Annotated in this window: 13 protein-coding genes; 11 read left to right on the top strand and 2 right to left on the bottom strand. The window is 45.5% G+C overall.

Features of this window, described 5'->3' with window-relative positions:
- Positions 1-574 precede the first annotated feature (574 nt).
- The 11 genes from BY447_RS22995 to BY447_RS23045 all read left to right on the top strand — a co-directional run bounded on the left by BY447_RS22995 (position 575) and on the right by BY447_RS23045 (position 12,230).
- Positions 575-892: a hypothetical protein gene (locus tag BY447_RS22995; RefSeq protein ID WP_061060988.1), complete on the top strand. Its 318-nt coding sequence runs from the start codon at positions 575-577 to the stop codon at positions 890-892.
- A gap of 9 nt (positions 893-901) precedes the next feature.
- A complete protein-coding gene (locus BY447_RS23000; protein ID WP_013356580.1) occupies positions 902-1,123 on the top strand; it encodes a hypothetical protein in 222 nt (73 codons plus the stop codon).
- A gap of 104 nt (positions 1,124-1,227) precedes the next feature.
- Positions 1,228-1,758, top strand: coding sequence for a fimbrial protein (locus BY447_RS23005; RefSeq protein ID WP_110332387.1), 531 nt, complete (start codon positions 1,228-1,230; stop codon positions 1,756-1,758).
- A gap of 61 nt (positions 1,759-1,819) precedes the next feature.
- Complete coding sequence (locus BY447_RS23010) at positions 1,820-2,557, top strand: molecular chaperone (protein WP_095708274.1); 738 nt, start codon at positions 1,820-1,822, stop codon at positions 2,555-2,557.
- A 26-nt stretch (positions 2,558-2,583) separates the two neighbouring features.
- Positions 2,584-5,169, top strand: a complete 2,586-nt coding sequence (locus BY447_RS23015; protein ID WP_110332388.1) for a fimbria/pilus outer membrane usher protein — start codon at positions 2,584-2,586, stop codon at positions 5,167-5,169.
- A gap of 12 nt (positions 5,170-5,181) precedes the next feature.
- Positions 5,182-6,243, top strand: coding sequence for a fimbrial protein (locus BY447_RS23020; protein WP_110332389.1), 1,062 nt, complete (start codon positions 5,182-5,184; stop codon positions 6,241-6,243).
- 55 nt (positions 6,244-6,298) lie between these two features.
- Complete coding sequence (locus BY447_RS23025; protein WP_110332390.1) at positions 6,299-6,961, top strand: response regulator; 663 nt, start codon at positions 6,299-6,301, stop codon at positions 6,959-6,961.
- Between the two features lie 36 nt (positions 6,962-6,997).
- Positions 6,998-8,320 carry a TolC family outer membrane protein gene (locus BY447_RS23030; protein ID WP_013356586.1) on the top strand — a complete coding sequence of 441 codons (1,323 nt, stop codon included), beginning with the start codon at positions 6,998-7,000 and terminating at the stop codon, positions 8,318-8,320.
- Positions 8,321-8,345: 25 nt separating this feature from the next.
- Entirely contained in the window at positions 8,346-9,605 is a 1,260-nt protein-coding gene (locus BY447_RS23035; protein ID WP_013356587.1) for an HlyD family secretion protein, read from the top strand.
- Between the two features lie 17 nt (positions 9,606-9,622).
- Complete coding sequence (locus BY447_RS23040; protein ID WP_110332391.1) at positions 9,623-11,806, top strand: peptidase domain-containing ABC transporter; 2,184 nt, start codon at positions 9,623-9,625, stop codon at positions 11,804-11,806.
- Positions 11,799-12,230 (top strand): DcrB-related protein, encoded by a 432-nt coding sequence (locus tag BY447_RS23045; RefSeq protein WP_110332392.1) that lies wholly within the window; start codon positions 11,799-11,801, stop codon positions 12,228-12,230. Before BY447_RS23040 ends, BY447_RS23045 begins: the two co-directional genes overlap by 8 nt.
- A gap of 75 nt (positions 12,231-12,305) precedes the next feature.
- On the opposite strand, the gene BY447_RS23050 is transcribed toward BY447_RS23045, so the two are convergent.
- Positions 12,306-12,803 carry a FidL-like protein gene (locus tag BY447_RS23050; protein ID WP_110332393.1) on the bottom strand — a complete coding sequence of 166 codons (498 nt, stop codon included), beginning with the start codon at positions 12,801-12,803 and terminating at the stop codon, positions 12,306-12,308.
- On the bottom strand, positions 12,800-13,431 hold a 632-nt coding region (locus BY447_RS23055; RefSeq protein ID WP_110332394.1), incomplete at its 5' end, for a winged helix-turn-helix domain-containing protein. The genes BY447_RS23050 and BY447_RS23055, both read right to left, overlap by 4 nt.

Consider the following 13,431-nt stretch of genomic DNA (forward strand, 5'->3'; position numbering starts at 1 on the left):
TAAAAATAAAAAAAACAACACAGCTCCTGATGGCATAAATTAAACCATAGAATTGTCATAACAGACATTTAAATCGACAAATGATATATATATAGATTTATATTCTAACTTTTGACAATTAATAAGAATTTTAAGCCAATACAGGACATACCTTTAAGCACCCGGATTTTACTTTACACTTCATATGAAGCTAACTTATTCCGAATCAGACTGATTTAAGAAAAGCCCATAGATTATTTTCAAAGCCTTTACATCGCAGAATGCGTACCATTCTCACCGTCTGAAATTGATAGTTCCACCTCAACGAAAGACAACCATAAAAATATGAAAAGAAATAACTTATCGATAAGATGAATAATCTTACCCCATCAAACTAAATTACAATGAATGTAAAAAAAATGTAATGAAATCATAACTTCTATAGCCAGTAAAAACCGCACCAAATATCAATTATGGATATTTTGCTATTTTATTTTTTATGGCCTAAGAATCTAATAGCGCCGTTCGCTTGAAGCGGCATTTTAAAAAATTCATTACTGAATAATTGAACAACTGATTAATCCTGGAGATATAAATGAGAGAGTTAACATCTGTTGAAATGCAGACCGTTTCAGGCGCAGGTTTTTTTGATTTCATCGGTTCAGTCGTTGTAGGTGCAGCTGCAGGTATTACTGCTTTCGGTCTTAAATGGGCCATGAGCGGCGGTAGCGCGGGCGGCGTCCTGGGCGTTGGTATTATCTCTGGCGGTGTTGGTCTGATCGTGGGTGCCGTTGTGGGGCTGGTCGATGGCGCACTTTATGGCGCGATGAATGGCTGGGAAACAACTGCAGGCTGGTTCAATAATATTGTTGAAAACCAGCTTGACCTGGGAACAGGTGTAATTACTGCATAAGGAAAAATCATGCGTGAATTGAAAACAAATGAAATTGACGGCGTTAGTGGCGGCTCATTAACTTCCGTCATTTTAGATTTCTTTAAACAGATTGGCGGAAGCTCCAAAGAAAAAACTGAGTGGGTACGTCCGGAATCAATACCAGAGGCTAACCCGGTTAGCGGTACTGCTTTTGGCATGGGTATTGTCGGTGTTGCTGCGGCCGTAGTTTTCGGCCTGCTGATGTTCTGATTTACCAGGAAGGCGACAGACTTCCGGGAAGGAATGAGCGCTTGTCATAAAAATCAATCGCTCATAATTAAATGTTGTTCACTATTTTATACAAAGGAAAGTATATGAAAAAGGTATCCATGGTTGCTATGGGTCTGCTGCTGGCAGCGGCACAGGTTAGTGCAGCAGAAGCTTCAGATGGCACAATTAACTTCACCGGCACCATTGCATCTCAGACCTGTACCGTAAGCGTTAACGGCGGAAGCAGTACTGCCACCGTTACCCTGCCGAAAGTAGCAGCCGGTGTATTAAATGCGGCAGGTGCCGTTGCGGGCAACACTCGCTTTACTCTGGCGCTGAGCGACTGCTCCGCAACAACTGGCGATGTCTACGCTTACTTTGAGCAGGGCGCTGGTGTGAACGCCAATGGTCGCCTGACTAACACGGGTACTGCTACAGGTGTTGATCTGCAACTTCTGGACAGCGCTAACAACGCCATCAATGCAGGCAGCACTGAACAGTCTACCTCTCCTGCAACTGTCGCTCTGACTGCAGGAGCTGGCACCCTGTCTTACTCAGCTCAGTACTATGCAACTGCTGCTGCAGAAGCGGGTACCGTTGCGTCAACAGTAAACTATTCAATCAATTACCTGTAATTGATTATGGTGAGGGCAATGCCCTCACCACTCTTCTCCTTTCATCACTTCAGTTAATATCATGAAAAAAAAAAGTTTTAAATTTCTGATCTCCTGTTTGCTCACTTGCGCAATGACTTCGTCTGCCTTTGCCAGTGTGACCATCATTGGTACCCGGGTAATCTACCCCGCTTCCGAGAAAGAGGTTACCGTTCGTCTGGATAATCGCGGCGATCATCCCGCGCTTGTTCAGGCATGGGTTGATGACGGAAATCCTGACGAAGCAGTAGATAAAATAAATGTTCCTTTCGTTTTATTACCTCCGGTTTTCCGTATGGAGGCGAATAAAGGACAAACGTTACGGATTGTTTTTACGGGCGCCAGTCTGCCCACCGACAAAGAGTCTATCTTCTGGCTTAATGTCCTTGATATACCTCCTCGTGATAAAAGTCTGGCTAATCAGAACCAGCTGCAAATGGCAATCCGGAGTCGCATCAAGATTTTTTATCGTCCAGTTCAGTTTGATACAGCCCAGGCCAATAAAGCTGCGTCAGGACTGGTATGGCGTCACGGTCAAAAACCTAATTTTCTTTCCGCAACTAACAACTCACCTTTCTACGTTAACGTCTCACAGATTAATGCAGAAGATAACGCAGGTCATAAATTAGTCAGTGAAAAAGGGGAAATGCTGGCACCAGGCGAAACAAAAGAGTTCCCGTTAAAAGGCATGAGCACAAGTCAAATAAAAACAACATTTAATTATCAGTATCTGGACGACTTTGGTGCAGCACGTAAGGTTGAAAGCAAAATAAACGAGTAGCTTTTGATAATTATCCAGGGGAAATTATGATGGCAAGGACGGTATTTTTTAATAAACCAACTGGCAAAACTTTTTATCGCTCTTTTTTGGCGCTGTTCCTGACCGCAGCAACTCAGTCAGCGATTGCTGAAACTGCTTATGATTTCGATGAATCATTTGTAAAAAATTTAGCTGGTGTAAAAGTAGACGTTTCCCGCTACGCAACTGGTAACCCCATTGATCCCGGCGTCTACACGCTGGATATCTTTTTGAATGGCCGTCAGATTAGTCGGGAGAATGTTCAGGTTGTGCGTGAGGGAGCCGGTACTAAAGCCTGTCTTTCTTATGATCTGGTAAAAAGCCTTTCCATTAAAGATACAGTCTTCAGCTCTGAGCAAGCTGAAGAGTTACGTTCAGGTAAGCAATGTATAGCACTGGAAGATGTGGTTAAGGAGAGTCATGCCGCAATCAACTCCGCTGATATGCAGATGGACATCTCAATTCCACAGATTTATTTGCTGCGCTCAGCACGTGGCTATGTCGCTCCAGAATTCTGGGATAAGGGCGAAACGGCGTTAACACTTAACTATGACACCAACTATTATCGCTCTGTTAACGACGGACGTGAATATGACTCTTTTTATGGCAGGGCGCTGGCAGGTTTTAACCTTGGCGGCTGGATGTTTCGTCATGATGGCTCATTAAGCTGGCGACGCCAGCAAGGTAAGGAGTCTCATCATTATAATGCCATCAACACCTATGTTCAGCGTGATATCCCGCAACTGAAATCACGCTTACTGTTAGGTGAAGGTAATACGAGTGGCGAGCTCTTTGATACCCTCGCTTTCCGGGGTGCGCAGATATCGACTGTCGATCAAATGTGGCCTGATTCACAACGTGGTTACGCACCAGAAATTCGTGGCGTTGCACGTACTAATGCTCAGGTAACTGTATCGCAAAACGGTAGTAAAATTTATGAGACAACCGTTTCGCCAGGCCCCTTTAATATCTCCGACCTCTACCCTACCGGCTACGGTGGCGACTTAGATGTCACTGTAAAAGAAGCTGACGGCAGCGAAACGCGTTTTTCAGTTCCTTATGCAGCCATGACGAGACTGAAGCGCCCGGGTATGACGTTCTACTCTGTGACGGGAGGTGTGTCGCGTAAAGACAACATGGCTTATACGCCTTCTGTTTATCAGGGCACCATTCAGCATGGCTTTACCAATAGTCTGACCGGTTATACCGGTGTGCTGGGATCAGACAACTATATCTCTGCGCTGTTAGGCGGTGCATTTGGGTTACCGATCGGCGCTATCTCTCTTGATATCACTGGTGCTCAGACAAAATATGGCGATGAGAAAAAGCAGGGTGTGAGCTATCGTGCGACCTACAGTAAAAAAGTTTCTCAGACTGACACCAACTTTACCCTCGCAGCGTATAGATTTTCGTCATCAGGCTATTACAGCTATGACAATGCACTGCAAATTAATAACTATTACAAAAAGAATAAAACCAACGGGACAAATTATCTCTCCCGGCCTAAACAACGCTTTTCACTGACTGCCAGCCAAAATTTTGGGGAGTCATATGGGAATATCTATCTTACTGGTTTCGTTCAAAATTACTGGAACAGCACCGGTACAAACACCCAATTTCAGTTAGGCTATAATAATAGAATTGGTCGCGTGTCCTATACATTGTCAGCAAACCGATTATTATATTCAACCGGCGGGCATGACACGCAACTCTCACTCGACTTCTCTATACCACTTGGTAGTGAAAGTAAAAATTATGTAACTGGAAGCGCCACACATAATAAAGAGGGTGTAACTGCTCAAACTGCACTTAATGGTGTACTAGGTGAGAATGATCAATTTAGCTATAACGTAGGTGCTGCACGCGATATCGATAATAAAAAATCAGGTTCGATCGGTGGTCAATATCGCTCACCTTACAGCATGCTGACAGCAGCATATACTAAGGGTGAAAACTATTATTCAGCCTCGGCAGGCGCCAGTGGAACAGTTATTGCGTTACCTGATAGCATTAACTTTAGTGCTTATCAGTCGACAACGTATGCTGTAGTAAGCGCCGATGATGCAGCAGGTGCCCGCGTGTACGGTTATCCCAACATAGTGCTGGACGGAAGCGGCAGAGCAATTGTACCTAATCTTAATCCGTACAGAATAAATGAACTGGCGATTGATCCAAAAGGTATTCCACTTGATGTTGAGCTGGAATCAACTCAACAGCGAGTTATTCCTGTTGAAGGTGCTGTCGTCAGACTGGACTATAAAACCAGTAAGGGAAAACCACTTTTAATAAGGGCAAATCAGCCTAATGGCAATGCCTTACCATTTGGTGCATCAGTTAATGATGAAAATGGCAATCTGGTGACTACTGTTTCACAGGGTGGTCAGATTTACGTCAGGCTGAATAAAGATGTCAGCCGTCTGCATGTTTCATGGGGGAAAACGGCAAATGACAAGTGCCTGGTTAACCTTGAATCTGGTGCCGTTCAGTCCAGTGAAAATCAGACACTGGCGAGATTAACGACAACCTGCAGTAGCGATCAAATGCAGCCGGTACGGTACGCTTCTAATACCGACAATAAAGATACACAGGGTTAATGAGGTAACATCATGTTTTTAATTTCAGGAAAGAAAATAATGCGCCTCATTGGCTCAGTTTCATTAATGTTAAGTCTGATGCTGATAGCTAGTTTTAATGTTAATGCAGCGGGTACATCAACGGATGTGACACTGACGTGTAAAATAACATCAAGTACATCGTTAGTTGATGTGAGCTCATTGGGCATTAATATTTCAGCTGCTGTGCCGGTGGGTACGATCGTTTATAGCGGTACAGCAACCGCTAACTTTAAATGTGCTCTGGATAATTTGCAGCAGTACGCAGATGGATTAAGCGGTGAGGTCTATTTTAAGCGCAAGGCGATTGACGCGGGTGCCCTGGGTTATGGATTGACGTTATATACTGGCTATGGCGGAGAGATGAGTACCGATGCCGCAAGTATTGCAACCGGTATCATGATTAGTACTTATGCCTTAACCAGCGGCGGAACCGTGGGCTCCTATACAGATGTCTCAATCAACGTACCCTATCAGATTGTAAAGACCTCCAACTCTATGTCAGCATCGACTTCTCTAAAGAGCTATGTAAACGCTTTTGATGTTGGTTCGTTAGTATCAGGTAAAGATGTATCATTCAACTTCACTAATATTAAAACAGGTATCACAGTTAAAGATCAGACATGCTCAGTCGCCGGTGATACCAATCTGCCTGTGCCATTAGGTAGTTACACCACGAACCCTACTAGCGGTTTAGGATCAGGAATCGGCCAGACTAGCGCTACAACCGCGTTTAATATTCAGCTTAACTGTGAGGCACTTCTTTCGGGTTCGTTTGATGTGATGATGCAGTTGGATGGTGATGCGTCTAGCGGATTATCGGATTTGGGTGTGGTGGCACTTAACTCGGCCTCAACAGCGAGTGGTGTCGGTGTACAAATCCTCAATGAAAATCAGCAGCCGATAGCACTCGCTACACCGTTTAACATTGCGACTTACCCGCTCTCATCTGCCTTAATCACAGTGCCACTCTATGCACGTTATTATCAGACGGCGACGAAAATAAATCCCGGCTCGGCCAATGCAGTAGCAACGTATACGCTTAGTTACCAGTAATCAGCAGGGCTCTGCGGAGCCCTTCTTCACATTTATCTACAGAAAAGGATTATCTGTGAATAAACCTAAGGAAAAAAGTAAGCTCAGGCTTGGTGTATCAGATGAAAGTCCATTTATTTTTTACTCCATCCAAAACATACTTGTAAAGGAGTTTTCAGAACTTGATATTATTTCTTATCCGGTTGAAGCTGATCATTTGCTGTCTGTTATCAGAGAGGATATGCCAGATATATTAATAACGGACTTCTGCTTTAATTTTGAGCGTAACGATGTTAATGGCGTAAAAAAAATAGAACAGATACATAAGAAAAACCCGGACTTAAAAACTATTATTTTTACTGCACAAAACAGTCAGGCTATTTTGAAAAGTATATTGCAAATCCCGGTTAATGCCATCGTACACAAGCGAGACGACATTCGTGATTTGGTCAAAGCATTCAATTGGGTTTGCTCATCCAATACAGGAATATACTACTCAGAACAGATGAGGAATTTAATGCTCTCTGCACCCGCAGATCCGGCACAAACACTTTTGTCGCCGTCAGAAGTAGAGGTCATTCGATTATTCGCCATTGGATATAGCCTGATGGAGATAGCAAAAGCACGTAAACGTAGCATAAGCACCGTTGCAACACAGAAATACAACGCCATGCGTAAGCTACAGCTGCAATCAAACACAGATTTGATTAAGTATGTTTTTGCACAGGAACTCATTTAATCACCTGGCACAAAATTTTTATATACAGCGAAAATCATGAAATTTCATAATCAGAATATTGCATTACTGGCACTAACCTGTACTCCATTTTTCACATCTGCAACCAACCTGCAGCAAGCTGCTCAGGCTGCATTGAGCTATGACTCAGCATTACAATCCAGTCAGATGACCAGTTCAGCAGATAAACAAAAATACTGGCAAGGCATGGCCGGAATGTTGCCAACATTAACTCTGGAAGGAAACTGGGATCGTCAGGAACAGCCTGATAAGAAATATCAGAGTGGGGTAACCAACCACAGTTACGATCTCAGCGTCAGACAACCACTATTTGATATGAGTAAATATGCCGGATGGCGTAAAGGTGTTGCTATTGCCAACACTGCTGAAGCACAGGCAAAACAGGCTGAAGAGAAATTACTTAGCGCTATTAGCAATGCTTATTTTACAGTGCTTTATCAGCAGGAAGTTTTACAGGCTGCCAAAGCCGCCAGCCATAACTTTAAGCAACAAGAGCAAAAACTTCAGACCGGGTTAATCAATGGGCAGAATACCCGCACTGAACTGGACGAGGCAAAAGCTAACTACGCTCTGGCACAGGCTAAGGAAATAGAAGCTGGCAATCAGCTATTGCTGGCAGGCGAGGCATTTCGCCGTTTATCAGGTATCAGCCCGGACACTGTAGAACCGGTGAATTTTCAGTGCCTGAAAGCATCGCCTTATTCTTCTCTGACCGATGCAATTAATGCCAGCCAGCAGCGTAATACTGATATTAAAATTGCGCTTTTTCAGAATGATCAGGCAGACGCAGATGTTCTTGCGGCTGACGGCGCGCACATGCCAGTGGTCTCGCTCTATGCGCGATACGGCAAGAACTGGAGTCGTAATGACGACGACGACAATATCCTGTATGACGCAATCTTCGGGACGAACTCAAAGAGTAATAACCTCCAATATGGCGTAAACGTTTCTGTTCCATTGTTTGCCGGCGGCAGTCAGGTTTCACAATCCTTTGAAGCAGCTTATCGTCGTCAGGCAGCAAAGTATTCCACGATGGAAGCACAACGCAAGGCGGCAACCGATACCCGTTCTGCCTGGCTTAGCCTGACCAATGGCAAGGCCTTAATCAGTGCTCAAAAGAATGCCGTCGACTCAGCACGTGAAAAAGTGGTGTCGGTCCAGTATGGCCGTGAAATGGGCTTCCGCACCGTTAATGATGAACTGGATGCTCAGCAAAAATATTACACCGCACTCAAAGATCAGGCTGAAGCACGCCTAAGTTATCTCAATGCCCTAATCAATCTGGCGCAAAGCACTGGATCGTTATCGCTCGACATGCTGAATTTTTTTCAGTGCCGTTAATCCCTTAATCATGATGAATCTATAAATGGAACAATCACTCTTTCGTCAGGAGGCGCTTGATGCCGCTAATCGGGGTAACCTGGGCATCGTGGCACTTTATTGTCCGCCCTATCGCTGGCTTGTTATTTCTGTGGTGATTTTTATTACTGCCGTTACAACCCTGTTTTTCATTTTCGGCAGCTATACGAAATATGAATCTTCTACCGGAGAACTGCTGCCTGAGAATGGCATGTTAGTCGTTCCTCCTCCTGTAAGCGCAACCGTAGTGGATATTCCGGTTAAAGAGGGACAACTGGTCAAAAAAGATGATGTTCTTATGGTGTTGTCATCCGAAGTCTCAACACAGATGGGACAGACACGTCAGGTTATCGCCGAAAACCTGGTGGCTCAGCGGGAACGACTTCAGCAGGATCTTCAGACGCTTGCAAAATTGCATGACGTCGAAATGAAAGGGTTATCCGACACTATCGCCAGTCTGAAACTCCAGCAGGAACAGCTGAGACTTCAGCTGTCACACCGCCGCAAACAGGTGGCGTTAGCGAAATTGCAACTGGATAAACTCAACGCTATGCACCTGGAGGGGTACGCCTCAAACCGTCAGCTGGAAGAACAGGAATCCAATCTGCTCGACAGCCAGGCACGTTACCAGGAGTACCAGCGTCAGCTGCTGGACACGTCGCAAAAAATTGTTCAGGCGGAGCAGCAACTGCATGAAAAGCCGCTGGATGATGAGAAAAAACGCAACGACATCGAGCGGCAACTGGCAGATAACCGTCAGTCAATGGCAGAGAATGAAGCGCGCCGATCCATTGAGCTTCGTGCGCCGAAGAGTGGTTATGTCGGCATGATCATGGTCAAAAATGGTCAGATGCTGAACGCCGGTCAGTCGGCCATCGCGATTCTGCCTAACAATACCAACCTTGTTGCCCGCATCATGGTCAATACGCAATCAATTGGCTTTATCCAGCCAGGTCAGCGTGTCGTGCTGCGCTATAAAGCCTTTCCTTATCAGAAATTTGGCCAACAATATGGCAAGGTGATCGAGGTCTCTCGAACCGCCCTCTCGCCTCAGGAAGTCACCACCTTAACCGGTAAAAACAATGTTCAGGAACAGCAGTACCGGGTTCTGGTCTCTCTGGATAAACAAACTATTTCTGCTTATTCGCAGAATGAAAAACTGAAGCCAGGTATGGCGCTGGATGCCGACTTTATTGTTGACAAACGTCGTCTCTATGAATGGGTACTGGAGCCGATTTTCGCGCTGGGACACAAAATTTCTCTCTGATTTATAAGGTCTGTTCTGTGTTGTTATTAGAGAAACTCAATTTCAAATGGTTTAACCGCTTACCGATGATTCGTCAGTCACAGGCAGCGGAGTGTGGTCTGGCTTGTCTTGGCATGATAGCTAATTATCACGGCCATCAGATCGACATGATCACGTTACGTCGTCAGTTCGCTACATCGCTCAAAGGCGCCACACTGGCTGATGTCATCGCTATGGCACAACAGCTCAATATGACTTCCCGCGCACTGCGAGTGGAAATGGAAGAGCTGTCTAAACTGCGCATGCCCTGCATTCTTCACTGGGAACTGAACCACTTTGTGGTATTGAAGAAAGTACGCGGCAATAAAATCACCATTCACGATCCCGCGCGTGGGATCCGCGAACTGACCTTTAAAGAAGCATCGACCGCCTTTACCGGTGTCGCGCTGGAGCTGGTTCCCTCTTCCACCTTTGAAGTAAAAGAAGAGAAAGAAAGCATCTCAATGATGAAGCTGGTGGGCAGCGTGACCGGGGTAAAGTCTGCCTTTACTCAGGTGCTCATCCTCTCAATCGCACTGGAGCTATTCGGCGTCCTCGGTCCCTTCTTTATGCAGTGGGTGATGGATATGGTGCTGGTTTCTGCTGACTATTCGTTACTGTCGCTGCTCGGTGTGGGCTTTATCATGATCGCGCTGTTTCAGACTATCGTTACAGCGTTGCGTTCATGGGTAATGAGCTGGTTCTCAAGCCAGCTTAGTGTGCAGTGGACCATAAACGTTTGTCACCATATGTTAAAGCTGCCGCTGGAATGGTTCGAATCACGCCACGTTGGAGACATTCTTTCTCGTTACGGTTCGCTTAATACGATTCAGAGTACACTGACTTCCCGTTTCATCAGCACCGTACTGGACGGTGTCATGTCAATCGTTACGGTAGTGATGCTTTTCATCTATAACGCGCAACTGGCGTGGCTGGTCATTGGACTTTTTCTCGCCTATGCACTGCTGCGTTTTATGGCCTACGATCCGGTTCGCCGCGCCAATGAAGAACAAATCATCAGCTCGGCCCGTACCCAGTCGTCTCTGCTTGAAACGCTGCGCGGGATCCAGGCGGTTAAAACCAATAATAAACAGGTACCCCGACTCTCGGCTTACATGAACTTTCTGGTGGATACCACCAATAAAGGCATCGTGATTCAGAAGCTCAACATCCTGTTCGGTTCGGCTCAGGGACTGCTAACCTCAGTGGGCCGTGTGGTTCTGGTCTGGCTTGCTGCCCTGCAAGTTTTGGATGGCAACTTCTCTGCCGGTATGCTGACCGCCTTTATCAGCTTTTCAGATCAATTCATGAGTCGCGGTTCAGGTTTGATCAATGCCATCATCGATTTCCGTATGCTGAGAATGCATGGTGAACGCCTTGCCGATATTGTTCTGTCTGAAACAGAAGTCAGTTCTGAGGGCAATCCAGGTCTGGTTAGTAAGGAAACCGACAAGGAGACAGACGTACCGCAGGATATCAAGCTTATCAATCTCCGTTTTCGTTATGCGCCGACTGAACCCTGGGTTGTCGATGGTGCAAATCTGGAGATTAAAGCGGGTGAAAGTCTTGCCATCGTGGGGCCATCCGGCCAGGGTAAAACTACGATGGCCAAACTTATTCTTGGCCTGCTACACCCGGAAGAAGGCACCATCACCGTGGGTGGCATGGACATCACTCAGACCGGACTTGAACATCACCGTAATCGCATCGGCTGCGTAATGCAGGATGACATTCTCTTTTCAGGCTCAATCAGCGAGAACATCAGCTTCTTTGATAACGAACCCGATCACGCAAAAATTACCCGCGTGGCCCGTCTGGCTCAGATTCATGGCGATATCATGAAAATGCCGATGAATTATCAAAGCCTTGTAGGTGATATGGGCTCGTTTTTATCAGGTGGCCAGCTACAACGTATTCTGCTGGCGCGCGCACTCTATCGCGAACCTAAAATCCTGGTACTGGATGAGGCCACCAGTCATCTGGATATCTATAACGAAGCCCAGATCAACAACGCAATTAAACAGATGAAGATCACCAGAATCATCATTGCACACCGTCCGGAAACTATCCGCAGTGCCGACAAAATCGTCCTGTTAAATAACGGTAAGCTCAGCGAAGTCACGGCAGAGCAGTTATTTGGCCAGACAAAAACCCATAATGAAACGGAGATTAACCATGGATAAGACTATTTGCCGCTTCACTGAAGGCACAATTACCTTGCCGGAAGGCTACTGCGAGCGAACACTGAATACGCTAGCTGATACACGATCTGTTCTGCCACCAATCACTATTTCCCGTGATAAGTTAGGCGACCATAACAACCCGGAAGAGTATATCCTTAGCCAGCTCGCTATCCTGCAAAAGCAGATGAAAGACTGGCAACAGGAAGTCCATCAGCCAGTGGTTTTGGGGGACAACCTGACTACGGGAATCATGATCAGTTATGATTTCCTGCGACCAGATAATCTTCGTCTTTATCAGAAACAAGCTTTATTCACGCTTAATATGGAAGACATATTGATTTTCTCTCTGTCGAAGGCGAGTCCTATTACCGCAGCAGATCTTCAGTTGTTCTCAGATACGCTAAAGAGTTTCCGTACCTGGTAATCAGTCGTGTACAGATAAAAAAACCGGAAGGGAGTTAACTCTTCCGGTTTGCGTTTCAGTAATCAGTTACTGCGTTTAGTAACGCTGGCAGGTGAAAAGATAGGAGAGCGGCCCGCCGACCAGATAAGTTTTTTTATCAATTTGCGTGATATCCAGTTGCAGATAACCAGGATCGAGTGTGATCTCTGCCAGGAGAAGATTAAACACAGCATCCGGTGTAGTGTCGTTAGTTGAAGTAATGGTCGTTCTTAATTTGTAGCGATAAGTGTCGCTATCGATTTTATTACCGGCACTCAGTGCAATACGTCGATTAAGGATGGTCACCTTATCACCAAAAGTAACCTGCCCATTCATTAATAGATAGCCGAACTTAGAATCAATAAAACGTAAATCCTGAGAAACAACAAACTCAATCTTTTGATCATCATGACGGCTAAGATCATAGCGGCTGAATGCTGAGCAGCGGAAAGGCAGATCGTCAGGCCGGGGCTTTACGTAATTAATTCCCGCGAAGACCAGCAGCAGCATCACAGCCAGGGTTATCGTCAGCGTGAGGGTAGCGTTCCGTTTCAAAGCGGTCTCCAGTCAAGATAATAGAAGTTTTCGCAGGAAACGATATGGCCACTGCTGTTTAGGTTACAGGCGGAAAGAATGGTCCTGCCATAATCTTTAGTTGTGAATGCCGTGTTTTTATCGAAATAGATGCGTCGTCCTGATACACAGGATTGATTATTCTCTTTAAGGATTTCCAGAATCTGCTTATCCAGTGACTTTTGCTCAAAAACATCCAGCCCCTGAATAATGACCGCCTCGCAGCCGCCTTCCAGTTTGATGGTACTCATAGAGGAATTCTTTTCAGCAGGATCCCCTGAAGTGATGTACCAGAAAGCACCTCCCAGCAACATCAGCATGATAAGGGCGACTATGACCTGTCTGAAGTTAAAAAAAGATTTTTTAACAGACTTGTGTGAGATAACTCGATCGGATGATAGTGAGTGGCTATCCTGGCTGGAATCAACATTTTCCTCAGGCATTTCATCAGCCTGAAGCTTCCCCACAACCACAGCCGGGGAGTGTTTATGTTCAATTTTGATGTCAGTATTTAGTCGGATGCCGATTTTCGGAATGGTGATAATCAGATTTTCACAACCATAAGCCGCAAGCGCTCTGCGCAGAATACTCAGATACTGGTTCAGATTAC

This window comes from Pantoea sp. JKS000250 (genome assembly GCF_003201065.1).
Classification (GTDB): Bacteria; Pseudomonadota; Gammaproteobacteria; order Enterobacterales; family Enterobacteriaceae; genus Pantoea; species Pantoea vagans.

What these genes read in the sequence shown, in the direction of transcription:
- BY447_RS23020 (WP_110332389.1), top strand. Translation starts at nt 5,182, where the DNA reads ATGTTTTTAATTTCAGGAAAGAAAATAATGCGCCTCATTGGCTCAGTT.
- BY447_RS23045 (WP_110332392.1), top strand. Translation starts at nt 11,799, where the DNA reads ATGGATAAGACTATTTGCCGCTTCACTGAAGGCACAATTACCTTGCCG.
- BY447_RS23015 (WP_110332388.1), top strand. Translation starts at nt 2,584, where the DNA reads ATGATGGCAAGGACGGTATTTTTTAATAAACCAACTGGCAAAACTTTT.
- BY447_RS22995 (WP_061060988.1), top strand. Translation starts at nt 575, where the DNA reads ATGAGAGAGTTAACATCTGTTGAAATGCAGACCGTTTCAGGCGCAGGT.
- BY447_RS23000 (WP_013356580.1), top strand. Translation starts at nt 902, where the DNA reads ATGCGTGAATTGAAAACAAATGAAATTGACGGCGTTAGTGGCGGCTCA.
- BY447_RS23030 (WP_013356586.1), top strand. Translation starts at nt 6,998, where the DNA reads ATGAAATTTCATAATCAGAATATTGCATTACTGGCACTAACCTGTACT.
- BY447_RS23035 (WP_013356587.1), top strand. Translation starts at nt 8,346, where the DNA reads ATGGAACAATCACTCTTTCGTCAGGAGGCGCTTGATGCCGCTAATCGG.
- BY447_RS23005 (WP_110332387.1), top strand. Translation starts at nt 1,228, where the DNA reads ATGAAAAAGGTATCCATGGTTGCTATGGGTCTGCTGCTGGCAGCGGCA.
- BY447_RS23010 (WP_095708274.1), top strand. Translation starts at nt 1,820, where the DNA reads ATGAAAAAAAAAAGTTTTAAATTTCTGATCTCCTGTTTGCTCACTTGC.